Origin of the sequence: Streptomyces silvisoli (genome assembly GCF_029269905.1) — a bacterium.
Lineage (GTDB): Bacteria > Actinomycetota > Actinomycetes > Streptomycetales > Streptomycetaceae > Streptantibioticus_A > Streptantibioticus_A silvisoli_A.
Genome location: NZ_JARJBC010000020.1, coordinates 93,303 through 116,609 on the forward strand (window position 1 = coordinate 93,303; position 23,307 = coordinate 116,609).

Consider the following 23,307-nt stretch of genomic DNA (forward strand, 5'->3'; position numbering starts at 1 on the left):
GACGGGCCTCGGACACCGCACCGGCCGTCAGGCAGTGTCCTAACCGGGCGTCACTCGGTTAGATGAGTGTGGATACCAGAACACCCCGCTCATCCACGGGGGGACGGTCACCCGGGTTCGAAGAGGACGTGCTCAACACGGTGCGGGTCCCGAGCGATCCGGCCCAGGTCATCGTCAACCACGCCAGTTTCCGGGTGAAACTCGGCGCGAGCGCGCCCGAGCCGAAGTACGACCCCGCCGACGACACCACCCCGATCCCGGTCATCCCGACATCAGTGCGCTCCGCGGCGGAAGCCCGCATGCCGCGCAGGCGCCGTGCCGCGCCCGTGGTGTGGTCCGGGCACACCGACGGCGATCCGGCGGCCACCCAGCTCCTCCAGGCGGTCCGCGGCGCGGGCGGCACCCAGTTGCTGCCCAGGGTCGGCGAGCGGCTGCACGACGAGGACCTGGACGACGGCATGCCGCCGGTGCGGCCCGCGGTCGTGGCGCCCCGGTCACCGGTCGTGGGCGGCCCCGCTCCGGGCGAGGCTCGCGGCGGCGTACGGCCGCCGCGCGACGGCCACGACGAGTACGGCACGCCGCCGCACGGCGCCTCGTACGACGAGGTGTACGACAACGAGCAGGACGAGTACCTCGGCCGCGCCGACCGCCGGGACCGCAGGCGCGGGGAACCGGTTCGGCACGCCTGGTATCCAGGGCGCCGGATGAACCTCGGCGTGGTCCTGCTCCCGCTGCGGATCTTCCTCGGCTTCATCTCCATCTACGCCGGCCTCGGCAAGCTCTGCGACCCGGTGTACTTCGACGGTGGCGCGCGCGGCTCGATGGTCCACTGGCTGCACGCGCTGCACCCGTGGTCGGTCGCCGAGCCGCTGCGCGCCACGGCGCTCGCCCACCCGGTGGGCGCCGGGCTGACGGTGGCGTTCCTCCAGGTGACCGTCGGCGTGCTGACGATCATGGGGCTGTGGCAGCGGGTGGCGGCGAGCTTCGGCGCGCTGCTGTCGGTGGCGCTGCTGGTGACCGTGAGCTGGCGGACCGTTCCGGTCTACGACGCGCCGGACATCATCTATCTGGCCGCCTGGAGCCCGCTGGTCATCGCTGGCGCCCCCGTCTACTCGGTGGACGCCAAGCTGGCGGGCGAGGCCTGGCGGCGCCTCGGTCCGCGTGCCCCGCTGTGGGACCTGCGGCGGTACGTGCTGCGGCGCGGCATCGTGCTGGCGACCTTCGCCGCGGGCGGCACGCTGGTGCTGGGCGCGGTGCTGGGCAGCGCGGTGCGTGCCTCGCACACCCACCTCGTGCCCCCGACGGTCCCGAGCGACCTGCCCACCAACGACCTGCCCGGCTCGCCGCTGCCGCAGGCGCCGGACACCGGCGTTCCGTCGCCGCGCCACTCGCTGCTGCCCGGCGCAGGGCGCTCCAAGTCGCCTTCCGCGGGCGCGAGTTCGTCGGCGGCCACCGCGGGCACCCCGGGGGCGTCCGCGACGTCGGGGGCCGGGACCACGGCCGGTACGTCGCACCTGGGTGGTACGGCTGGCCGTCACCGGGTGCCCACCCAGGACCAGACGGTGCAGGCTCCGCACGACTCCGCTCCGGCGCCGCGCTCCGAGCCCGCCAACCCGCCTCCGTCCAGCGGCGGTTCGTCGACCGGTGGCTCGTTGGGCGGCCTGCTGGGCAGCAAGCCGCCGACCGGTTGGCTGCTGGGCATGCCGGGCGAGCGCAGGGCGCCGTCGAACAACGGCATCGCCTGAGCGTCAACACGTAGGCCGCGCAACCCGACTGGGTTGCGCGGCCTACGTGTTGGCGGTTTGACGCGTCCTCGGTACTTAATGCGTCAGGCCGACGTGGTGCCCGACTGGGTGAGTTCCTTCGCCGCCTCGGTGAGGTCCTTCGCGGTGTCGATGGCCCGCCAGTAGGCGCCCTGCGGCAGCGGGAAGCCGGCGAGCCGCCGCTCGCGGGCGAGTTGCGGGAAGGTGGTCCGCTCGTGGTCGCCGCGCTCCGGCAGCAGTTCCGCGAACTCGGGAGCGAACACGTACAGCCCCGCGTTGATCAGATACGGGGACGGCGGAGCCTCGATGAAGTCCAGGACGTGTCCGAACTCGTCGGTCTCGACGGCGCCCCAGGGGATGTTCGGCCGGCCCAGTGCGAGCGTCGCGGTGGCCGCCCGCTCGGCGTGGAAGTCGGCCATGGCGCGCAGTGAGAAGCGCGTCCAGATGTCGCCGTTGGTGGCGTACCACGGCTCCTCAGGGCGCGGCAGGGCGGCGGCCGCGTACTTCAACCCACCGCCGCGGCCCAGCGGTTCCCGCTCCACCACCGTGGTCACCTTCACCGGCAGGTCGGCCGAGTCCAGCCACTTCTGCAGCACTTCGGCGAGGTGCCCGCAGGAGACGACGACGTCGGTGACGCCCTCGGCGGCGAGCCAGTCGAGCTGATGGCCGATGATCGGGGTCCCGGTCCCGGGAATCTCGACCATCGGCTTGGGCCGGTCGTCGGTGTACGGCCGCAGTCGCGAACCCTGGCCACCGGCCAGGATGACCGCCTGGGTGACCGGGGCGTTGGAGATGGCACCTGTCGTCATGCTGCGCACGATACGGGCTCGGTATAACGCTGGGCAGGCTTCGCGTTAACACCGGTTGACGACAAGGCCGCCTGGTCACCCCGGGATTGGTCAGCGGATCGAGGCGACGCCGGAGGCGAAGGAGGTGTCGCACACCGGCCGGGACCACGCCTGGGCCCGCCGACCGGCCGACGAAGCGCCGTACAGCCGGGTGTACTTGGCGACGGCGGCCTGGCCGAGGGCGCGTGCGAGGTCGGCGCAGTAGCGGGCGAGCGACGGCTTCCTGGCCATCTCCGTCTGGAGGTCGGTCAGCGCGACGCCGGGGTTCCGCTCCTGGAGCTCGGCGAGGAGGCGACGGCGCAGTACGTCCTGCGCGGCCGTGCCGGACTCCGTGGTGCCGCGGTGGGAGGAGGCCGTGAGCACTTGCGCGTCGGAGGGCGAGGCGGCCCAGGGAACGCGGGTGACGGCGAGGGTCCCGGACAGTACGAGGACGACCGGGAGCACGAGTGCGAGAGTCTTGCCGATACGGCGAGCTGCCTGGTTCACGACGGTGATGGTAGCGAGGGGTGATGATTTGGCGACATTTAGTCACCCTTACGAGTGATGCAAGTCCCTGGATCGGGGGTTGTTGATTGACGCGTGCCCCTCGGAAAGCCCCGCCACGTCTGGCTATTTGTCGACAGAGCCGGTGATCGCCCCGGCACTCGCCGATGTGGGCCCGTACGGCGGATCGACCCTACGGGCCCACGCCCGGCTCAGTCGCTCAGCCGCTCGCCGGACGACGTCGAGAACACGTGCGTCTCGCCCGCCCGCGGTACGACGTGCAGTACGTCGCCCTTCATCGGCACCTGGCGGCCGCCGACCCGGACCACGATGTCCTTGTGCTCCCCGCCGATCTCGGCGGTTCCGTAGACGTATCCGTCGGCACCGAGTTCCTCGACCACGTTCACCGTGACGGCGACGCCCGCCGGTTCGTCCTTGGCGAGGGACTGCGCCTCGCCGCTGACAATGTCGAAGTGCTCGGGCCTTACCCCGACCGTCACCGTGCGGTCGCCCTTCGCAGCGGCCGCCGCGATGGCCTCACGGTTGACGGGCACGATGCTGTTGCCGAACTTCACTCCGCCGTCGGTGATCGCCACCTCGACCAGGTTCATGGCGGGGGAGCCGATGAACCCCGCGACGAACAGGTTCGCCGGGCGGTCGTACATGTTGCGCGGCGAGTCGATCTGCTGCAGCAGCCCGTCCTTGAGCACGGCGACCCGGTCGCCCATCGTCATGGCCTCGACCTGGTCGTGCGTGACGTAGACCGTGGTGGTCCCCAGCCGTCGCTGCAGCCCGGCGATCTGAGTGCGGGTCTGCACCCGAAGCTTGGCGTCGAGGTTCGACAGCGGTTCGTCCATCAGGAACACCTGCGGCTCCCGCACGATCGCCCGCCCCATCGCGACCCGCTGCCGCTGGCCGCCGGAGAGCGCCTTCGGCTTGCGTCCCAGGAACTCGGTGAGGTCGAGGATCTTCGCCGCCTCCTCGACGCGGGTCCTGATCTCCGCCTTGTTCACTCCGGCGATCTTGAGCGCGAACCCCATGTTGTCGGCGACGGTCATGTGCGGGTAGAGCGCGTAGTTCTGGAACACCATGGCGATGTCCCGGTCCTTCGGCGGCAGATGCGTGACGTCGCGGTCCCCGATCCGGATCGCGCCGTCGTCGACGTCCTCAAGCCCCGCGAGCATCCGCAGCGACGTCGACTTGCCGCATCCGGACGGCCCGACGAGTACCAGGAACTCGCCGTCCGCGATCTCGATGTCCAGCTTGTCGACGGCCGCCCGCTCCGCGCCGGGATAGATACGGGTCGCCTTTTCGAACGTGACAGTGGCCATGGTGCAGATCCCTTCACCGGCAGGAACGTGCCGGACGATCCGAGTAAAGGTCTAGTCCACGCAGCGTGGACTGCCCGTGACGCTACCCCCCGCCCGCCCACTTGTCAGCGCCCGGAACCCGCGTTTTCCTGCCCGATCTGTGTGGCCACCCGCCCGCCCCTTGGTACCCTTCTCGTGGCCCCAGCCGTCCACCCGGCAGGGCCAAGCCTCCTTAGCTCAGCTGGCCAGAGCACCGCTCTTGTAAAGCGGGGGTCGTCGGTTCGAACCCGACAGGGGGCTCTTGGCGGAACGACACCTTGGCCCGTGACCTTGTAGGTCGCGGGCCTTGTGTTTGTCGCGGCTTCCCCGGGGGTGCCTCCCGTCCCGCCGCTCATACGCGTGCGCGGCGCGGTAGAGGGTGGCTTCGGCGAAGTGGCGGGTTACCAGGGTGAGGCCTACGGGGAGGGCGTCGAGGGGCCGCAGGGGAGGGGCAGGGACGGTTGGTGGGTGGCGTTGAGGGACGAGGTGTTGGCGAGCATTTCCGTTGCTCGGGTGCACCACTGGGCGACCGACGCGTCGGCGGGTGGGAGTGGCTCCGCCTTCCGCGGGGTGGTGGGCATGAGGAGCAGGCTCACCTGCTCAAGTGCCTTGTCATAGGCGGCGCGTGGGCGGCGGACTTCTTCGGCGCGAGGGATGCCTCGGTCAGCGAAGACCGTGCGGACCGGTCCAGGCGGAGGCTGGAAGGCCTGCGACTAGGAAGGGGGCGCGCCGCCGGGGGGAGGCCTTAGCATCGGCCGGGAATGGATCAGGCGGCGGGAGGTCGGGATGGGCGCGGCGTTCGACGCGGGCGGGGTCCGGGAGGCGGTACGCGAGTACGCGCTGTCGTTGCCGGAGGCGCGGGAGGAGTTCCCGTGGGGTGGCTCGGTCGCCAAGGTGAACAAGAAGATCTTCGTCTTCCTCGGTCCTGACGAGGGTGAGGGGCCGCTCCGCTTCACACTCAAGCTCACGGATGACGATGTGCACGCCGATGCCCTGGCCGTTCCTGGCGCTGAGCCCGCGGGGTACGGACTCGGCAAGTCCGGTTGGGTGACAGTGCCCTTCGGTGAGGGCATCCCGCCGCTGGAGGTGCTCTGCGAGTGGATCGAGGACAGCTACCGGGCGGTCGCCCCGAAGCGGCTCGCCGCCCACTTGGACGCACCGCGCCCGCAGTAGGGCCCTCGGCGGGTCCGTCCGGCCCTCATCCGCCCGGGCGGCGCTGCCGCCGCTCCGGCAGGCGTTGCCACCGCTGACCCGGCCGCCGTCGCCGCGACCCCTCGCCGCCGCGGCTGCTGCCCCCTCCCGGCCCGCCGCGCCGTCCCCGCCCGCCCACTCGCATCGCGCCACCCTTCCCCGACCACGCCCGCCGCTGCCGCGCCGCCAACCCCGCCCTCGCGTCGATCGCGTGGAAACCTGATTCCAAAACCAAATTCCGTAGCGTTCGCTCGGGAAGTGTCCTACGCTATTTCTGTAGCGACCACTAGAAAAGCGAAGGGGGGTGCCGCCATGAGCGCGCTCGCAGGCAGGACGGTGCTGATCACCGGCGGCAGCAAGGGCATCGGGCGGGCCATCGCGGAGCGGCTCGCGCGGGACGGGGCACGGGTCGCGGTGCATTACGGCCGCGACGAACAGGCAGCGCCAGGGCCGTACTTCTCACCGGTACTCGCGCGCCGCGTCCTCCAGCATCCGTGCCACCGACAACCGCAGATCGAAGTGGCGGGCGATCCACGGTGCGTCGTAGCCCTGGGTGGCGAACACCCAGGCGACATGGAGGCGGTTGAGGCTCGGTGCGTCGGGACCGGAGAGCGTGGCGTCCAGGGCGTCCGCGGGAAAGCCGGTCAGTGTCGTGGCCGGGAACCATGGTTCCTCCGTCACGAGCAGCACCGGATCGAACGCCCGGACCGTGCCGCGCCGACGCCGCCGTGCGACGCCGAACAGGGCGACCGAGACCATGGCGGCGCCCGCCACCGCGACGACGGCGAACACCGCGCCGGTCGAAAGTCCCTCCGGGCTCGGCAGGAGGACCAGCGTCGTGAGCGTCATCCCGGCCACCACCATCCCGGCCCGAAACCCCGTCACCTTGGTGATGCCCGGCAAGGCACGGCCTTCATGCGCGGTCATGGCCGTTCGTCGTCGCCGGGGAAAGCGGAGAGGGGGCTGTAGCTGTAACCGACCTGGCGGACCGTCGCGATCAACTGGCGGTGACCTACTCCGAGTTTGCTGCGGAGGCGAGCGATATGCACATCGACGGTACGGGTGTCGCCGACCGCGGGCTGGTTCCACACGGCGGCGATCAACTGGGCGCGGCTGTGCACCCGTCGGGGGTGGGCGACCAGATGCGCGAGGAGTTCGAATTCCAGATACGTCAGCTTGAGCACCCGGCCTTCGATCGAGGCCACCCGGCGTTCGGTGTCAACGGTCAGGCCTGGGGCTGAGGACACCTCCGGGACAGGGATGGTCCGCCCTGTGGCGGAGGCCAAGGGGGCGGCCCGGCGCGCGTCGGTCGCCGGGATGTCCCGGAAGGGCGGTATGAAGACGGCGCGACGGCGGTGGGCTCGGGGGTAGCGGACGGGCATCGGTGCTCCTTGAGGCCCCGGGGGGCTGTTGGGACGGTTCAGGCGGCTACGGCGCGGGGCCCGGGCGGGGACGGGGGCCGCGCGTCCGTCGCGGTCCAGCGCACGTCTTGTACGCCAGGCTGGAGGAACAACCGGGAGACCAGGGGCTCCACGGCCGGAGCGGGTGCGCCGTGCACGGTGACCGTGGCCCGGAACTCGACGGTGTTGTCGGCGAATTGGGCCCGCAGCCCCTCGTACCGCAGGCCCGAGGTGGCGAGGGCATCACTCAACAGCGCGCGGACCCGGCCCTCCTGGCGTACGTCGCACGCCAAGTGCAGGGTCACGGACGAGCGTTGGCAGGCGCCGTGCGGCAGGGTGGCGGCGCGTGCGGTCGGCCGGAGCGCGGTGACGACCGGGCTGTGCAGTGGGGCGTCGGCGATCCGGTTGAGCGCGTCGGCGAGGAAGCGCCGCAGGCGCGTGGTCGACGAGGGGCGCAGGAAGCGGACGGTGGTGATGGTCGCGGTCATGCTGATGACACCTCCCGAGGAGTTCGGGGAGATCGAAGGAAGGCAAGGGGGATGAGCGGGTTCAGTGGGAAGCGTGCGCCGCCGCTTCGGTGATGCGATGGGCGGCGGTCGGCGGAAGTTGGGCGAACCGGGTCAGCCAGTGGGCGTCGTAGCCCTGGCGGGCCAGGACGTACGCGGCGTGCACCAGCCGGTCGTAGACGGGGCCGCCGAGTGCGCTGGCGGTCGAGGTCGGAGTGTCGAGCAGGTAGTCGCGCTCCACGCCGTCGGACAGCGCGAGGCGGACGGTGCGGGTACGGCGAAGGGTCAGTACGGTCATGGAGGTCACCTCCGGGGAGGGGGACACGAGGGCATGACGGTGCCCCCGCGGCACGCGGGGAGATCGGTCAACGTGCTGTGGTGCGCAGCGAGCCGTGAGCGGGTCGGTGCGGTGGTCGACGGAAAGGGGGCGCTAGCGGTCGGCGGCAGAGCGCGCGGAACGCGGCGCCGGGCACGGCGAGTACGCGCGCGGAGCGGGCCGGGTGTGCGGCTGACTATGGCCCGGAGTACTCGGGCTGCTCGACGTACTGCTACTGCGATCCATGTCTGTCGCCTCCTTCCGGCCGGGGCCGCGCATGGTGCGCGTCATCATCGACTCGGCAGGAGCGGACCGGCCCGCATGACCGACCGGCTCACCCCAACTCGTCAGAGCTTTGGCACTTCACGGCGTAGTCCCCCGCGGGGGCAGCCACTTGGGATCACCCCTTAACTCGGGGAGACCTGTCCTGATCCGGAGCGTCTCTCGACGGGTGGGATCAGTGGCCTGTGTCCGTGAAGACGCCTCACCGAACGAGGTGCCTCCTGTTGGAACCACCGGCAGTATACGCAGCTACTTGCGTATTGACGCAAGTAGCGTCAGGGGCGCGTCAAGGCGCGTGGGTGATCAGGGGCGGTCCAGCGTGCCCGCCGCGCTCCCCAGGGAACGCGGCAAGGCCGCCGGGCTGTCCGGGCGGGACGCCCTGGCTCACGTGCCGCCAGCGCACGGTGTGCGGCGCGAGTGCGCTGAAGGCGAGCGGCAGCCCGGGTATGGGTGGGGCTACAGCAGTACGACCGAGCGCAGCACCTCGCCCTTCGTCATCTTGTCGAACGCCGCCTCGACACCGTCCAGCGCGATCGTCTCGGAGACGAACGCGTCCAGATCCAGCCGGCCCTGGAGGTAGAGGTCGATCAGCATGGGGAAGTCGCGGGACGGCAGGCAGTCGCCGTACCAGGAGGACTTGAGCGCGCCACCGCGCCCGAACACGTCCAGCAGCGGTAGTTCCAGCTTCATCTCGGGAGTTGGCACACCGACCAGGACGACCGTGCCAGCCAAGTCCCGTGCGTAGAAGGCCTGTTCGTACGTCTCCGGACGGCCGACCGCCTCGATCACCACGTCGGCGCCGTTGCCGTCGGTCAGCTCGCGGATGGCGTCGACAGGGTCCTGGGAACGGGAGTTGACGGTGTGCGTGGCGCCCAGTTGTCGGGCGACGGCGAGCTTGGTGTCGTCGATGTCTACGGCGATCACCTTGGCCGCACCCGCCAGCCGGGCGCCCATGACGGCCGCGTTGCCCACGCCGCCGCAGCCGATGACGGCCACCGAGTCGCCCCGGGTGACCCCGCCGGTGTTGATGGCCGCGCCAAGGCCAGCCATCACCCCGCAGCCCAGCAGCCCGGCGGCGGCCGGGGAGGCGGCCGGATCGACCTTTGTGCACTGCCCGGCCGCCACCAGCGTCTTGTCGGCGAACGCCCCGATGCCCAGCGCCGGGGACAGCTCGGTGCCGTCCTCCAGGGTCATCTTCTGCCGGGCGTTGTGGGTGTTGAAGCAGTACCAGGGCCGACCGCGCCGACAAGCGCGGCACTGGCCGCACACCGCACGCCAGTTGAGGATCACGAAGTCACCGGGCGCGACGTCGGTGACGCCCTCGCCCACCGACTCCACCACGCCCGCGGCCTCGTGCCCGAGCAGGAAGGGGAACTCGTCGTTGATACCGCCCTCGCGGTAGTGCAGGTCGGTGTGGCAGACCCCGCAGGCCTGGACCTGTACCACCGCCTCGCCGGGCCCCGGATCCGGCACGATGACCGTCTCGATGCGCACCGGTTCGCCCTTGCCCGGGGCGATCACACCACGTACCCGCTGTGCCATGCGGCTCCCCTTACGCTGCCAGTTTCCTGTCTTGCCGTCAGCGTACGTAATCGATCACGGGGAAGCGCGGGGACGGGCCGTCGAACAGGCCATCGCCGCTGCCGCCGCGCAGCCACTGGTCGAAGAACGCGGTGAGGTAGGCACTTTCGGCGGCCACGGCCTGGCCGGGGTCGGTGGAGCCCACGTTCTCCCGCACCGTACTGGCGGGCAGCCCCAACTGGCGGGCGATCTGCGGAAGCAGCGACTCGGCGTCGGTGAACGAGGCGTGTTGGCCGCCGCGCAGTGTCAGATCGCGGTGCCAGCCGCGGCTGTTGTTCCACAACTGACCCCAGGACGGCACGGTGTGGTGGTTGTCGCCGTCCATGCCCATCAGCAGGAAGGGGCGCTTCAGCCCGGCCGTGGCCACCGGGAAGGGGTTGCCCGGGGTGTGGTCACCCTGTTCGTAGGCGAGCACGCCGTCCAGGTCCGCGCCCGCCGTGATGCGCGGGTCCTCGTGCATCGTCTCCAGCGCCGCCATGCCCCCGGAGGACTGGCCGAACATGCCGACGCGGTGCGGATCGAGGGCGCCCACCAGGCCTCGCGGCAGCGGGCGGTGCTCCGCGTCCGGATCGTGCCCGGCGGCCAGGGCGTCGACCTGGTCCAGTACGAAGCGGGTGTCGGCGATGTTCACCGTCATCACCTTCTCCAACAGTGCGGTGATCGCGGCTGGTTCGCCCTTGGTGGCGGCGAACTCGCTTGGCAGGACCGAGCGTTCGACCCGACCGCCTGGGAACTGCACGGCGGAGGCGTCATAGGTGTGGTCGATGGTGACCACGACGAAGCCGTGCGAAGCGAGGTCGTCGGCAAGGGTGGTGCCCAGCGAGCGCGGGTCCAGCGTCCCGGGTTCGTAGAGGACCACCGGCAGCGGGCCGCCCCGCCGGTCCACCGGCGCTCCTTCGTGAGCGTGGGAGCGGGTGGCCGACCAGTCGACCCTGCCCTTGGGGACGCCGGTGAAGTTGTTCAGCGCGTCGAACCCGGCCGCTTCCCCGGGCAGCATCTGCGGCGTCAGCGGATACCGGTCGGCGTCGCGCGCCGGGTAGCGGACGCTCACCATCAGCTCGCGGTGCTGCCGGGCGGCGACCCACGGGTCGCGCCGGGCCGGGTCGACCAGGTGCAAGGAGACCGTGCCGACCTGGTGGGAGCCGGTGGGCGCGGGCAGCGTCGGGCCGTTCGACGCGGCGGTCGCCTGGGGCGCCGCGAGTGCGGTGGCCGCGAGCGCGGCGCCGAGCAGTAGTCCGGCGCCTCGCCGGACGCCTGAACCGCGGCGGGCCGTGGACGTGTGCATGGAGATCCCCCTGGTCGTGGTGCGAAGTCCCGGTCAGGATCTCTGCTCCGCGGGCACCGGACCATGGGGCGGCCAACCGGTCCTGGGTCGGGATTTCCCACCCGGGATCCCCTAGGGGCCGCGCCGTCAGCGCATCGGGTCGAACGCCACCGGCCGCACCCGGCCCTCCAGCATGGCGCCCAGCCCACGCACCGCGCAGTCGTCCGGGTTCTCCGCGATCTGCACCGGCATCCCGGTCGTCGTACGCAGCATCGTGTCAAGTCCCGGCATCGGCGCGCTGCTGCCGGCGAGCGTGATGCCCCGGTCGGCGAGATCGGCGACGAGGTCCGGCGGGCAGCGGCGCAGCACCGAGCGCAGCCCGTCGAGCACCGCGTTCATGGGGGTGCGCACCGCCATCCGTACGCTCTCGGAGTCGACCAGCACCGAGCGGGCCAGCCCGCTGGCCGCGTCCATGCCGTGCACCTCGGTGCTGCGGATGGCGGTGCCGTCGGCGTCCAGCATCTGGTGCAGCGGATGCACCTCCTGACCGGGGATCATCAGCGCGTGGTGGTTGCGCAGGTGCTGGATGACCGCGCGGTCCATGATGTCGCGCCCCACCGGGATCGTCTCGGCCGCCACGATCGAGCCCAGCGACAGCACCGCGACCTGCGTGGTCGCCGCCCCGGACATCACGATCATCGTCGCCTCGGGCAGCTCCACGGGCAGCCCACAGCCGACCGCGGCGGCGACCAGCGCGTCGATCAGCTCCACCCGGCGGGCACCGAGACCGGCGAGCGTCTCGATGCTGGCGCGCTGGGCGAGCGGTTCGCTGCCGTGCGGTACGCACACCGCGGCGCGCAGCACCGGCTTGAACCGCCAGGCCTTGCTCAGCTTGTCGCCGATGAGCGCCCGCAGCATGCGCTGCGCCATGTCGATGTTGACCACGGTGCCGCCGACGACGGGCCGCACCACTCGGATGTGCTCGGGGGTGCGGCCCACCATGTGCGCGGCGTCGTCTCCCACGGCGACGAGCGAACCGGAGCGGCAGTCGACGGCGGCCATGCTGGGCTCGTCCACGATGATGCCGGTGTTCTTCAGATACACCCTGGTCCTGGACGGGCCGAGGTCCACGGCGACGGTGCAGCGGCGCAACTGGTCGAGGCTGGCGGTCATGGGCGCTTCCTCCCCTGGCTGGCTGATACGCCAGATATGTACCCCGATAATCAGCTCATCCGGCGTCAGATAAGCCGCCTTGTACGCCGGTTGGCGCAGCCGTCCGGAGGGTTCCGCCCAGATGGCCCGTCAGGGGTTCGACCGCCCGCCGCCCGCGTTGTTCAGAGGGACGGGACCTTGTCCAGGAAGCCGTGCACCGTCTGGATCCTGCCGTCCGCCGCGACCGCCGCCACATCGAAGCCGACGGCCAGCGCCGCACCGTCCACCGGACCCAACTCCCAGGTGAAACGGGCCAGATGGTGGTGCGCGTCGACCGGCCCCGCGAGCCGGAAGACCAGCCCGGGGAACTGCGCCTGCACCGCCGCGATGGTGGCGTCGAACGCCTCCCGCCCCTCCGCGACCGCCATCGGGTCCACATAGCTGCCGTCCTCGGCCCACAGCGCTTCGAGCCTGCCGCGCCGGGCGACCGGGTCGGTCTCGTTCCAGACGGCGATGTAGCGCTCGACGAGGTCCTGGATGTCGCTCATGGTCATCTCCTCCTGCTCGACCGCGGGGCGTTCCCGCTGGTCAGAAACGTACGCAGAGCGGCGGTCGGCGGAATCCGTCGCCCATAGGTATTCCCGTAGCCGATAGGGGAGTTGACGTCGTTAAGCTTTACGTCCATGCCGGGATCGCTGTACGGGAGGGAGCACGAGCAGGCGGTGCTCGACCGTCTCCTCGAAGGGGCCGGGGACGGCATGAGCGGCGTCCTCGTGCTGCGCGGCGAACCCGGGATCGGCAAGACGGCGCTGCTCGACCACGCGGTCGCCACCGGCGCCGCCGCGGGCATGCGGGTGATCCGCGCCGCCGGTGTGGAGTACGAGGCCGAGCTGCCGTACGCCGCGCTGCATCTGCTGCTCGGAACCGGCCTTGACCGGCTCTCCGCCCTGCCGCAGCCGCAGCGCCAGGCGCTTGAGGGCGCCTTCGGCCTGGCACCGCCCGCCGTCACGGACCGGCTGCTGACCGGGCTCGCCGTGCTGTCGCTGCTGTCCGAACTGGCCGAGGAACGGCCCCTGCTGTGCGTGGTGGACGACGCGCAGTGGCTGGACCGCGCCTCCGCCGACGCCCTGCTGCTGGCCGCCCGGCGGCTACAGGCCGAGCCGGTCGCGCTGCTGCTGGCCGCCCGCGACGGCGAGGGTGGGCTGGCCACCGCCGGACTGCCCGAGCTGCGGTTGACCGGGCTCGCCGAGCCGGCCGCGACGGAGCTCCTGGACGCCCGCTTCGGCCGGCTCGCCGCCCCGGTGCGGCACCGGGTGCTCACCGAGGCGCGGGGCAATCCGCTGGCGCTCACCGAACTGCCCGCCGCGCTCGCCGCCGAACCGGCGGGCGTTCCCGAGGTACCGGGCGCGATTCCGCTCACCGACCGGCTCCAGGTGGCCTTCCACGGCCAGGTCAGCAGACTGCCCGCGGCCACCCAGACCCTGCTGCTGTTGGCTGCCGCCGAACCCGGCGGCGACCTGGAGGTGCTGCGCCGGGCCGCGGAACGGCTCGGCGCCGGGCTGCCCGACCTGCGCCCCGCCGAGGAGGCGGACCTGGTACACACCGTCGAGTCGGACCCGGCACCGCGGACGCTCGCCTTCCGCCATCCGCTGCTGCGGGCCGCCGTCTACCGCCGGGCGCCGCTCGCCAGCCGACTCGCCGCACACCGCGCACTGGCCGACGCGCTCGCCCGGTCGACGGACGACGAGGCCGCCGACCGCCGCGCCTGGCATCTGGCGCTGGCCGCCCCGGCCCCCGACGAGACGGTGGCGGCGGCCCTGGAGCAGGCCGCCGTGCGGGCCCACGGCCGTGGCGGCCACGCGGCGGCCGCCGCCGCGATCGAACGCGCCGCGCGCCTCAGCCCGGACCGCGACACCGCCACCCGCCGCTTCGCGCTCTCCGCGGAGGCGGCCATCGAGGCGGGCGACCCGGCGCGCGCCGAGTCCCTCGCGGAGCGCGCCGCCGCCCGCCTGACCGAGCCGCTGTACGACGTCCCGGTGATGCCGGGCGAGCCGGGAATGCGCGATGTGCTGGCCCATGTAAGGGCCACCGCGCGCTTCCTGCGGGGGGACTTCCCGGGCGCCTACCGGCTGCTGGTCGACGGCGCCGACCGCGCCGCCGGGAGCGACCCGCGGCAGGCCGCCCGGATGCTGATGCAGGCCTTCCACGTCGCCTGGTACCTCGGCGAACGCGAACTGGGCGAGGTCGTCGACGGGCTGGGGAGGTTGACGCATCCGGCGGACGACGCGGTCACCCCGCTGGTCCACTACCTCGTCGCCGCCACCTCGCCGCTGCTCGGCCGTAGCGCCGTGCCGCTGCCGCCGCTCGCCAAGACGGTGGCCGCCGCCGAGGCGAACGGCGCCCGGGTGCCGTGGGACGTGGTCCAGGTGTGCGGGGCGTCGCTGATCCACGGGCGGGACGCGGAAACGTACCGCCTCGCCGCCTCGCTGGCCGTCGGCTGCCGGGCGAGCGGCGGCTTCGGGCAACTGCCCACCGTGCTGTTCTTCCTGGCCGAGGCCGAACTGTTCCACGGACGCCACCGCGACGCGCTGGCCAGCGCCACCGAGGCGCTGCGCATCGCCCGGGACACCGGGCAGCGGCAGTGGACCAGTCAACTGACCGGATTCCTGGCCTACTTGGCGGCCGTCGAGGGCGACGCGGAGGGCTGCCGCCGCCTGGGTGACGACGCCCTCACCGACACCGGCGGGTCCCCGGCCATGGCGCCGGGTGAGCCGTGGACGCGGTGGGCGTTCGGCCTGCTCGACCTGGGCGCCGGACGCGCGGCGGAGGCCCTGGACCGGTTGGCGCCGCTGGTCGAGGGGCCGATGCGGCACCATGTCTCGGCCACGCGGGCGGTGCCCGACCTGGTCGAGGCGGCGGTGCGGCTCGGCCGTGCGGAGCGGGCCCGGGAACCTGCCGAGCGGTTCGCCGGGTGGGCCGCGCTCACCGGGCAGCCCTGGGCCGAGGCGCTGGCGCTGCGCTGCCGGGCGCTGCTCGCCGACGACCCCGCCGACCAGGAGGCCTGCTACACCAAGGCGCTCGCCGCGTACCAGGAGGCGGACGGCCCCGACCGCCCGTTGGAGCGGGCCCGTACCGCCCTGTTGTACGGGGAGTGGTTGCGCCGCGCTCGGCGCAAGGCGGAGGCCAGGGCGCCACTGCGGGCCGCCGTCGAGACGTTCGAGCGGCTCGGGGCCGGTCCCTGGGCGGAGCGGGCGCGCACCGAGCTGGGCGCCACCGGGGAGTCGGCGCCGCGCACACCGGGGCGGTCGGGGGCGCCGGCCGGGCTTACCCCACAGGAGCTACAGATCGTCCGATTGGCGGCACGGGGGCTGTCCAATCGCGACATCGCGGCACAGCTGTTCCTCAGCCCGCGCACGGTCGGCTACCACCTCTACAAGGCGTATCCCAAACTGGGCGTCAGCTCGCGCGGCGAACTCGTGGGCTGGGAGACTGATCTTCACGGACGGTGACGGGGCGGGTGCTCTCACCCGGCTATCACCCCCCTGTTTGTCGGCTGTTACGAACCTATGACGTAATTCATGGAGGAGGACGGGATCCACCCGCTCGTTTTCTGCATCTCACAGAGGGCAGATGACTCGCCATGGACCCGTTAGGAAGAACGATTCGGTGGAGCGACCCTTGATGAAACGTTGGCTGACCGCGGCTGTGGCCCTGATATCCCTGGGCCTGGTCGCCGGTTGCAGCGACGAAGGCGACCCGGTGTCGTTCGGCAACACGAACCCGAGCGCCGCGGGCTCCGCGGCGCCGAAGCCGGACAACCCGAACTCCCTGGCACAGATGCCGACCGGCCCGGCCGCGAACTTCAAGGTGCAGCGGACGGTCGAGGCGGCGGACAACACCAAAATAGGTGTGACCACCTACCACGGTGCGAAGTCCGGCTTCACCGGCAAGGTGTGGGTCTGGGCGCCGCCGCAGTACTTCCAGAAGGAGAACGCCAACAAGGGCTTCCCGGTGATCATCGCCCTGCCGGGTGGTGAGGGCTGGCCGACGAACTACTGGTTCGGCGCCGACCTGAAGCTCCAGGAGGACTTCTACAAGTGGTCCCAGGAGGGCAAGGCGCTGCCCTTCATCCTGGTGATGCCGGTGATCAACCCGGACAAGCAGTACCACGACTGCAGTGACATACCGGGCTCGCAGAAGATGGGCACATGGCTCACCCAGGACGTGCCGGACCTGGTGAAGCAGAACTTCCGCACCCTGAAGACCCGTGACGGCTGGGGCTTCATGGGCTCGTCCTCCGGCGGCTTCTGCGGCCTCAAGAGCGTGCTGCAGTACCCGGACACCTTCAAGGCCGCGATACCCAGCGGTCCGGACATAGTTCCGGACTCGCCGCTGTGGCACGGCGACAAGGCCGCGATGCAGGCCAACAACCCGCAGTACCTGGCCAAGGAACTGGCCAGGAAGGGCGGCCCGGACGTCTACCTGGGCTTCCAGGTCGGCACCACCGAGACGTCCGACATGGTCAAGGTCAAGCAGTTCATACAGGAGTACGGACGCGGCCCGGTGCACACCCGGCTGCAGGTGATCGCCGGCGGCGAGCACAACGCCCGCAGCTACACCCGGGGCATGGACGAGGGCACGATCGAGTGGATCAGCCAGCACATGCAGGGTCCGTCCGAATGATCAGCTGACGACGTCAGCGTACGGCGCCCCGGGGCCGGCTCGGGGGCGCCACGCCGTAGGGCACGCGAAAAGGGGTCCGCACCGACGAGGTGCGGACCCCTTTTCGCGTGTGGTCGTCAGTTGCCCGACGGGCTGGGTGACGCGCCGATCTGCTTCGCGTAGGTCTGGGTGTACTTCGGGATCAGCGCCTCGATCCGGTTGACGTAGTTCTGCGTCTCGGGGATCTGCGGGATGCCCTGGGCCTTGAGCACCGCGCCGGGGCCCGCGTTGTACGCGGCGAGCGCGAGCTGGGTGGGGTCGCCGGGGATGCTCTTGACCTCGTTGAACAGGTGGCACATGTAGGCGCCCTGGGCCGGGATGGCGTCGGCCGGGTTCCACACGTCGGCCTTGCCGTCGCCGGTGTAGTCCTTGCCCCACTCCGCCCAGGTCGACGGGTAGAACTGCGCGATGCCCTGGGCCTGGCCGGAGTCCGCCTGGGGGTTCCAGTGGCTCTCGGCGTCGAGTTGCGCGGCCAGCATCGGAACGCTCAGCTCCGGGCACGTCCTGGCGGCCGACTGAACGGTCGCCAGGTACTGGTTGGGAATGGTGGGCAGCGCGGGCGGCCGGGTCAGCCACCAGACGATGCCGACGGCGGCGGCGACTACGAGTACGGCTCCGAAGGCCAGTCCCACCAGACACCCTCGGCGGCCTGAGCGCCTGGTTTGTATCTCCATGTAATTCCACCGTAACGGGAGGTTTGTGCTTCCCCTCTATACACGGGGAAGGCGGGCCCGCAGGTTCCACACGGCGGGGTTGTCGGCGAGGCCGTCGTGCATGTCTACCAGGTCCGCCAGTACATCGTGCAGGAAGTCCCTTGCTTCGCGGCGCAGATCACTGTGCCGTACCGAGATGGGCGGCTCGTCCTCCGCCCAGTCCGCGGTGATGTCCACCCAGCCGAAGCGCCGCTCGAAGCGCAGCCGCTCGGTCGACTGGGTGAAGTCCAGCTCGGCCCGCTGCGGCCGGGCGGCCCGGCTGCCCATGGGGTCCTGGTCGAGCTGTTCGGTGATGTCGCACAGCGCCCAGGCGAAGTCCAGCACCGGCACCCATCCCCAGGCTGTGGACAGCTCACGGTCGCCCTCCGCCAGGTAGACGTCGCCGCAGAACAGGTCGTGCCGCAGCGCGTACACGTCAGCGGTCCGGTAGTCGGTCTGCGGCGGGTCGGGAAACCGGCGCGACAGGGCGTATCCGAGGTCGATCACCCCGGAATCCTAGGTGCCGTCGGCGGAGCGACCGCCCGGGGGAGGGTAAAACGGCGTGACGGGACCGCCGTTACCGGGGACCATGGAGCCATGTCCGGACCACTCGTCATACGCGGTTCGGTCTCCGTACCGGAGGCCGAGCTGATGTGGCGTTTCTCGCGCTCGTCCGGACCGGGCGGGCAGCACGTGAACACCACTGACAGCCAGGTGGAGTTGCGCTTCGACCTGGCGGCCAGCCAGTCGCTGCCCGCGGTCTGGAAGGAGCGCGCGCTGGAGCGGCTGGCGGACCGCCTGGTGGACGGCGTGCTGGTGGTACGGGCCAGCGAGCACCGCTCCCAGTGGCGCAACCGGGAGACCGCGGCGGTTCGGCTCGCCGCGCTGCTGGCGCAGGCCACCGCGCCACCGCCCAAGCCGCGCCGTCCCACGAAGGTGCCGCGCGGCATCAACGAACGCAGGCTGCGGGTCAAGCGCGAGCGCGGCGACATCAAGCGCGGGCGCAGCGGGCGCGGCTGGGACTGACGGGCCGCCCGGGGCGGACCGGCCCAGGGCTCGGGTCAGCCCAACTGGTGGTAGCGCCCGCGGAAGTACGCCAGCGGACGGCCGCCCGCGCTCGGTGTGCGGGCGGTGAGCACCTCGGCTATGACCAGGGTGTGGTCTCCGGCCGGAACGCGCTGCGTGGTGCGGCACTCCAGGATCGACAGCGCGCCGCCGATCAGCGGAGCGCCCGAGGCGGCACCCCGGGTGTACGGGATGTCGTCGAACAGCAGGCGGTCGCTGACCCGGCCGCGCATCGCGAAGCGGCCCGCGACATGCCGCTGGCTCTCGCTGAGCACCGAGGCCGCCCAGCACGGCTGCCGCTCCAGCAGCTCGTCCATCCGCGATCCCACCCGCACACTGACCAGCACCAGTGGCGGTTCCAGCGAGACCGAGAGGAACGCGGTCGCGGTCATCCCGACGTCCTCGCCCGCCAACCCGTCCTCCGGGTCGTGCGCGGTGATCAGCGTGACGCCCGCGGCGAGCCGGGACATCGCGGCACGGAACTCGTCGGCGCTCGTCCGCGGCTCGCCGGAGCGCGGCTCCGCCGGGCTCACACGCTCATCGGGGTTCGGCACGCCTCCAGCATGAGGGATGCCCTCGGCCGGGGGCATGGCTGGGGCGGTCTGCTCGGGGGATTCCTGCAACACGTACCAAACGGTAACCGGCGGCCGCGGCCCGCGCGTCGGGCGGACGGACCATACGGGCTCCGCGAGGAGACCTAGGTCTTCTGGGGGCTCGTGTCGTACGCTCCGGACACAGATTCCGGCCGGGCGTCCGGTATGTAACGTTCGAACCCCAAAGTCTTGCGCACGAAACCACTTACCGTGCCCGACTTTTGACAGAGGGCTGTGACCTCAGTCACAAGGAGGGGGAATTGTTGACCCTGTGTACCCGCTGGGCTGCTCGCTGTGATTCAGTTGCGGTGGCAATCGGACGATAGGAAATCGCGAACAGACCAAGGGATTAACAACCGAGAAACCCAAGAAGTACGAAGTGGAACTCGTCGAGGCTCGGGGGAGAGACATGGACACGGAGTCGGAGCCGTACGTCCGCCTCGCGACTCTGCGCCAGCTGCACCAGGTCGTCGCGGACCTGAACACCGCCCGCAGCCTGGCCGACACCCTGCAGGCCGTCGCCGACGGCGTGGTCAGCGGGCTGGGGTACGAGCTGTGCGCCGTGAACCTGGTGCGGCCCGACGGCGATCTGGTCGTCGCCGCGGTCGCCGGAAGCGCGGGCGCCGAGGCGCTGATGGCGGGCCGGGTCGGTTCCCGGGCCTCCTGGGAGCGGCGGCTGGCGATGGGCCACCGGTGGGGGTCGCTGCGTTTCATCCCGTACGACGAGGGCTGGGTGCTGGACGGCGACGACGTACCGAGCTGGCACCGGGAGAGCGGACCCGCGCCGCGCCTGTCCGACGAGTGGCACCCGCAGGACCGGCTGCTCGCCCCCATGTACGCCACCCCGGCGGGCGGCGGCGAGCTGATCGGCGTGATCTCGGTGGACCGGCCGCGTGGTGGCCGCCGCCCCGGCGCCTGGGCCCGGGAGGCTCTGCAGACCTACTCGTTCCAGGCGGGCATCGCGATCAGCAACGCCCGGCTGCGCGCCAACATGCAGCGCGCGCTGGTCCGGCTGGAGCGCGAGCAGCAGGCGCTGCGGGCCAGCGAGGAGAGCTTCCGGCAGGCGTTCGAGTACGCGCCCAGCGGTATGGCGATCGCCGAGATGGGCGGCGACCAGCACGGCAAGCTGCTGCGCGCCAATGACGCGCTGTGCCGGATGCTGGGCCGCCCGGCCAACCAGATGCGCCGCTACTCCTTCTCCGACCTGGTGCATCCCGAGGACATCGGGACGCTGCTGCGCACCTCGGCCGAGGGCGGCCGGGCCGAGCTGCGGCTGGCCCGCCGGGACGGCACGTACCTGTGGGTGTCGCTGCGCAACTCGGTGGTGGCCGACACCACCGACGGGCCGCGCTTCCTGCTCACCCATGTCGAGGACATCGAGGAGCGCAAGCGGCACGAACTCGCCCTGGCGCACCGCGCCAGCCATGACTCCCTCACCGGCCTGCCGAACAGCGCCGAACTGCGGGCCCGGCTGAGCGCCCGGCTCTGCTCCCGTCCGTTCGCCGCCGAGGAGCACACCGCCAGCGCCGACGACCTGGACGAGTTCGGGTACAGCTTCCCCGCGCCGCCCGCACATCCCTATGACCACCACGTCCACGCCATCGAGCCGGACGAGGGTGAGGGCGAGAGCGGCAAGGGCCTGGCGGTGCTGTTCTGCGACCTGGACGGCTTCAAGTCGATCAACGACAGGTTCGGCCACCACACCGGTGACGCGGTGCTGATCGAGGTGGCAAGGCGGCTGTCCAGCGTCGTGCGGGACGGGGACACCGTGGCCCGGCTCGGCGGCGACGAGTTCGTGGTGCTCGCCGACGGCCTGGACCGGGACGGCGCCCAGGACCTCGCCGTCCGGCTGCGCAACGCGATCATCCCGCCGATCAGGGTGGACGGCCGGGCGGTGCGGGTCGGCGCCAGCTTCGGCATCGGCTGGGCGGGCTGTGGGATGACGGTGGAGGAAGTGCTGCACTCCGCCGACCAGCGGATGTACGTCGAGAAGCGCTCCCGGGCCAAGGCCCAGCGCCGGGCGGGCTGATCACCGCTGTGGGCGGGGACACGCGTTGAGCCACCGGATCGGGGTAGGCTCGCGCGGGTCCAGCAATATCCGGTCCGCGGTGGCCGGACGCAGTGGGGAGTGAGCAGCGGATGACGGCCGCGGGTAACGGCACGCCAGAGCCCGAGAACGACGACCCCTTCGCGTACCTGTACCGCGGGGAGGGTGACGAGGCCGCGTCCGCGGCCGACCGATCGAACGCCACAGGGGCGCGAAACGCCTCGTTCGAGGGCGGTGGTGGGCGCCGGGCGGGCGTGCCGCGCACCTCGTACAACCAGGTCACCCGGGTCGGTGAGCGGCGCCAGGCGCCACAGCAGAGCGGCTACGGCTATCCGCCGCCGCCCCAGACCCAGGCCCAGCCGCAGCAGCAGTACGCCGCCGCCCCGCCCGCACATCGCGGGGGCCACGGCGGCGGCCGGGGTTCCGGTTCCAACCGGCGCGGACTGATGCTCGGCGCCATCGCGGTGGTCGTGGTGGTCGCCGTCGGCATCGGCGTCGCCGCGCTGACCGGCAGTGACAAGTCGGACAACCAGGCGGGCGCCAACACCAGCCCCGCGCCCAGCACTTCACAGGGCTCCCAGGGCCCCTCGCCGTCCGCGAGCAGCGACCCGAACGCGAAGCTGCCTCAGGAGTTCGCCGCCACGCTGACGTTGAGCGGCGGGGCGAAGACCGACAACAACCACCAGGGCGCCAAGGGCCCCAACGGCGCGTTCGTGGACGGTATGGAGACGCCGGGCGCCACCGTCACCTGGAACGCCACCGTGCCGAAGACGGGCACCTACGCCCTGTGGGTCCGCTACGCCAACGCCCAGCCGGACGACGCGAAGAGCACCGTCGTGGTCAACGGCAAGCCGCTGAGCTACAAGATCAACCTCAAGAACTACGGCACGGCGGGCAACTGGGACCTGTGGTACACCTCGTGGATGTCAGTGAACCTCAACCAGGGTGCCAACACGATCGCGTTGACCTGCGCCCCCGGCGACGTCTGCCACTACAACCTGGACCGGGTGGGCGTGACGGTCGACCAGAACGCCAAGCCGGAGGGCTGGTAACCGCAGGAGAGTCGGGGGCTCGTCCTGGAACGGGGGCGTGCCCCCGAAGCCCTACTGCTCGGTGACCGCGACCTGCGGCAGCAGAACCTCGTACCGCTCCCGGTCGAACTCCCCCGCCGCGGGCGCGAGTACCGTGGCCGCGGAGAGCGCCACCGCGCGGGCCAGGCGGTCGGGCCAGGGGAGGTCCTCCGCCGTCGCGGACAACAGGCCCGCCACTGCCGAGTCGCCCGCACCGGTCGGGTTGCCGGAGAGCCGCCTGGGCGGGGCGGCCCGCCAGATGCCGCGTTCGGTGACCGCCAGCATCCCCTCCGCGCCACCGGAGGCGACCACCGCCCGCGCCCCGCGCCGCCGTGCCTCCCGGGCGGCGCGCAACGGATCGGTCAGGCCGGTGAGTTGGGCCAGCTCCTCCGCGTTGGGCTTGACCACGTCCGGCCGGGCCGCGATGCCCCGGCGCAGCGCCTCGCCGCTGGTGTCCAGCAGCACCGGCACGCCCACCGACCGTGCGGTGCGCACCAGTTCGGCGTACGAGCCCACCGGCAGGCCCGGCGGCAGGCTGCCGCACAGCGCCACCGCCCGTGCGTCCGCCAGCAGTTCGCGGTAGCGGTCGAGGAAGGCCGTCCACTCCTCGGGGCTGATGACCGGTCCCGGCTCGTTGAACATCGTGGTGTCGCCGCTGGAGCCGTCCACCACCGCGACGGTGCGGCGGGTGTCGCCCGCCACCGTGACCAGCGCGTCGGCCACCCCGGGGGCGGTCTGCCGCAGCAGGGCGCGCAGCGCTTCGCCCGTACGGCCGCCGACCAGGCCGGTGACGGTGGTGCCATGACCCAGTGCGGCCAGCACCCGCGCGACGTTGAGGCCCTTTCCGCCGGGCCGCTCGACGACCTCGCGCACCCGGTGGGTGGTGTGCGGTTCCAGCCGTGGCACACGGTATGTCACGTCGAGGGCGGCGTTGAGCGTGACCGTCAGGATCATCGCGCCAGCACCCCTGTCTCGATAGGACT

The 23,307-nt window shown here is 71.7% G+C and carries 22 protein-coding genes, 1 tRNA gene, 1 pseudogene and 1 riboswitch; of the genes and pseudogenes, 9 read left to right on the forward strand and 15 right to left on the reverse strand.

Translation table 11 applies throughout. The annotated features are described in order from the left end of the window. Positions 1–62: 62 nt before the first annotated feature. Positions 63–1,745 carry a DoxX family protein gene (locus P3G67_RS27050; RefSeq protein ID WP_276095835.1) on the forward strand — a complete coding sequence of 561 codons (1,683 nt, stop codon included), beginning with the start codon at positions 63–65 and terminating at the stop codon, positions 1,743–1,745. A gap of 83 nt (positions 1,746–1,828) precedes the next feature. Here P3G67_RS27050 and P3G67_RS27055 read toward each other — a convergent pair whose 3' ends face one another. The 3 genes from P3G67_RS27055 to P3G67_RS27065 form a co-directional block, all read right to left on the reverse strand. Next, positions 1,829–2,572: a nucleotidyltransferase family protein gene (locus tag P3G67_RS27055; RefSeq protein WP_276095836.1), complete on the reverse strand. Its 744-nt coding sequence runs from the start codon at positions 2,570–2,572 to the stop codon at positions 1,829–1,831. A 90-nt stretch (positions 2,573–2,662) separates the two neighbouring features. Continuing rightward, entirely contained in the window at positions 2,663–3,097 is a 435-nt protein-coding gene (locus P3G67_RS27060; RefSeq protein ID WP_269858482.1) for a hypothetical protein, read from the reverse strand. A gap of 209 nt (positions 3,098–3,306) precedes the next feature. After that, entirely contained in the window at positions 3,307–4,425 is a 1,119-nt protein-coding gene (locus tag P3G67_RS27065) for an ABC transporter ATP-binding protein (protein ID WP_276095837.1), read from the reverse strand. A gap of 205 nt (positions 4,426–4,630) precedes the next feature. Here P3G67_RS27065 and P3G67_RS27070 point away from each other — a divergent pair. From P3G67_RS27070 to P3G67_RS27080, 3 genes and pseudogenes are all read left to right on the forward strand, one after another. Further along, positions 4,631–4,704: transfer RNA gene (locus P3G67_RS27070), tRNA-Thr, on the forward strand. A gap of 525 nt (positions 4,705–5,229) precedes the next feature. Continuing rightward, positions 5,230–5,616 carry an MmcQ/YjbR family DNA-binding protein gene (locus tag P3G67_RS27075; protein WP_276095838.1) on the forward strand — a complete coding sequence of 129 codons (387 nt, stop codon included), beginning with the start codon at positions 5,230–5,232 and terminating at the stop codon, positions 5,614–5,616. 330 nt (positions 5,617–5,946) lie between these two features. After that, positions 5,947–6,078, forward strand: a pseudogene (locus tag P3G67_RS27080) (SDR family NAD(P)-dependent oxidoreductase); the annotation flags it as partial. A gap of 15 nt (positions 6,079–6,093) precedes the next feature. On the opposite strand, the gene P3G67_RS27085 reads toward P3G67_RS27080, so the two are convergent. The 8 genes from P3G67_RS27085 to P3G67_RS27120 form a co-directional block, all read right to left on the reverse strand. Beyond that, on the reverse strand, positions 6,094–6,561 hold the full coding sequence (locus P3G67_RS27085; protein WP_276095877.1) for a hypothetical protein: 468 nt from the start codon (positions 6,559–6,561) through the stop codon (positions 6,094–6,096). After that, on the reverse strand, positions 6,558–7,016 hold the full coding sequence (locus P3G67_RS27090) for a winged helix-turn-helix domain-containing protein (RefSeq protein WP_276095839.1): 459 nt from the start codon (positions 7,014–7,016) through the stop codon (positions 6,558–6,560). Before P3G67_RS27090 ends, P3G67_RS27085 begins: the two co-directional genes overlap by 4 nt. 38 nt (positions 7,017–7,054) lie before the next feature. Further along, the gene (locus tag P3G67_RS27095; RefSeq protein ID WP_276095840.1) at positions 7,055–7,522 is read right to left on the reverse strand and encodes a hypothetical protein; all 468 of its coding nucleotides are present in this window, start codon (positions 7,520–7,522) and stop codon (positions 7,055–7,057) included. A gap of 61 nt (positions 7,523–7,583) precedes the next feature. Further along, the gene (locus P3G67_RS27100; RefSeq protein ID WP_276095841.1) at positions 7,584–7,838 is read right to left on the reverse strand and encodes a hypothetical protein; all 255 of its coding nucleotides are present in this window, start codon (positions 7,836–7,838) and stop codon (positions 7,584–7,586) included. Between the two features lie 349 nt (positions 7,839–8,187). After that, positions 8,188–8,359, reverse strand: a riboswitch (M-box (ykoK) riboswitch). Positions 8,360–8,594: 235 nt separating this feature from the next. After that, positions 8,595–9,680 (reverse strand): S-(hydroxymethyl)mycothiol dehydrogenase, encoded by a 1,086-nt coding sequence (locus P3G67_RS27105; RefSeq protein ID WP_276095842.1) that lies wholly within the window; start codon positions 9,678–9,680, stop codon positions 8,595–8,597. Between the two features lie 37 nt (positions 9,681–9,717). Next, entirely contained in the window at positions 9,718–11,004 is a 1,287-nt protein-coding gene (locus P3G67_RS27110) for an alpha/beta hydrolase family protein (RefSeq protein ID WP_276095843.1), read from the reverse strand. A gap of 126 nt (positions 11,005–11,130) precedes the next feature. Beyond that, complete coding sequence (locus P3G67_RS27115) at positions 11,131–12,156, reverse strand: rod shape-determining protein (RefSeq protein ID WP_269858490.1); 1,026 nt, start codon at positions 12,154–12,156, stop codon at positions 11,131–11,133. 161 nt (positions 12,157–12,317) lie between these two features. Beyond that, positions 12,318–12,683 (reverse strand): nuclear transport factor 2 family protein, encoded by a 366-nt coding sequence (locus P3G67_RS27120; RefSeq protein WP_276095844.1) that lies wholly within the window; start codon positions 12,681–12,683, stop codon positions 12,318–12,320. 135 nt (positions 12,684–12,818) lie between these two features. On the opposite strand from P3G67_RS27120, the gene P3G67_RS27125 reads away from it, so the two are divergent. Then, positions 12,819–15,644: an ATP-binding protein gene (locus tag P3G67_RS27125; protein ID WP_276095845.1), complete on the forward strand. Its 2,826-nt coding sequence runs from the start codon at positions 12,819–12,821 to the stop codon at positions 15,642–15,644. Positions 15,645–15,816: 172 nt separating this feature from the next. Next, positions 15,817–16,818, forward strand: a complete 1,002-nt coding sequence (locus P3G67_RS27130; RefSeq protein ID WP_276095846.1) for an alpha/beta hydrolase — start codon at positions 15,817–15,819, stop codon at positions 16,816–16,818. Between the two features lie 116 nt (positions 16,819–16,934). Here the strand turns inward: P3G67_RS27130 and P3G67_RS27135 are convergent, their stop codons facing one another. After that, positions 16,935–17,531, reverse strand: coding sequence for a lytic transglycosylase domain-containing protein (locus tag P3G67_RS27135; protein ID WP_276095847.1), 597 nt, complete (start codon positions 17,529–17,531; stop codon positions 16,935–16,937). A gap of 36 nt (positions 17,532–17,567) precedes the next feature. After that, positions 17,568–18,056: a hypothetical protein gene (locus P3G67_RS27140; protein WP_269858495.1), complete on the reverse strand. Its 489-nt coding sequence runs from the start codon at positions 18,054–18,056 to the stop codon at positions 17,568–17,570. Positions 18,057–18,146: 90 nt separating this feature from the next. Here P3G67_RS27140 and arfB point away from each other — a divergent pair, with 90 nt between their 5' ends. Continuing rightward, positions 18,147–18,575, forward strand: coding sequence for an alternative ribosome rescue aminoacyl-tRNA hydrolase ArfB (gene arfB, locus P3G67_RS27145; RefSeq protein ID WP_276095848.1), 429 nt, complete (start codon positions 18,147–18,149; stop codon positions 18,573–18,575). A gap of 35 nt (positions 18,576–18,610) precedes the next feature. On the opposite strand, the gene P3G67_RS27150 is transcribed toward arfB, so the two are convergent. Next, positions 18,611–19,204, reverse strand: coding sequence for a flavin reductase family protein (locus P3G67_RS27150; protein WP_391858361.1), 594 nt, complete (start codon positions 19,202–19,204; stop codon positions 18,611–18,613). 412 nt (positions 19,205–19,616) lie between these two features. Between P3G67_RS27150 and cdgB the strand changes: the two genes are divergently transcribed. Both cdgB and P3G67_RS27160 read left to right on the forward strand, forming a co-directional pair. After that, positions 19,617–21,236 carry a diguanylate cyclase CdgB gene (gene cdgB, locus P3G67_RS27155; RefSeq protein WP_276095849.1) on the forward strand — a complete coding sequence of 540 codons (1,620 nt, stop codon included), beginning with the start codon at positions 19,617–19,619 and terminating at the stop codon, positions 21,234–21,236. A gap of 110 nt (positions 21,237–21,346) precedes the next feature. Continuing rightward, a complete protein-coding gene (locus tag P3G67_RS27160) occupies positions 21,347–22,306 on the forward strand; it encodes a CBM35 domain-containing protein (protein WP_276095850.1) in 960 nt (319 codons plus the stop codon). Positions 22,307–22,357: 51 nt separating this feature from the next. On the opposite strand, the gene P3G67_RS27165 is transcribed toward P3G67_RS27160, so the two are convergent. After that, the gene (locus tag P3G67_RS27165) at positions 22,358–23,278 is read right to left on the reverse strand and encodes a 1-phosphofructokinase family hexose kinase (RefSeq protein WP_276095851.1); all 921 of its coding nucleotides are present in this window, start codon (positions 23,276–23,278) and stop codon (positions 22,358–22,360) included. Positions 23,279–23,307: the final 29 nt, after the last annotated feature.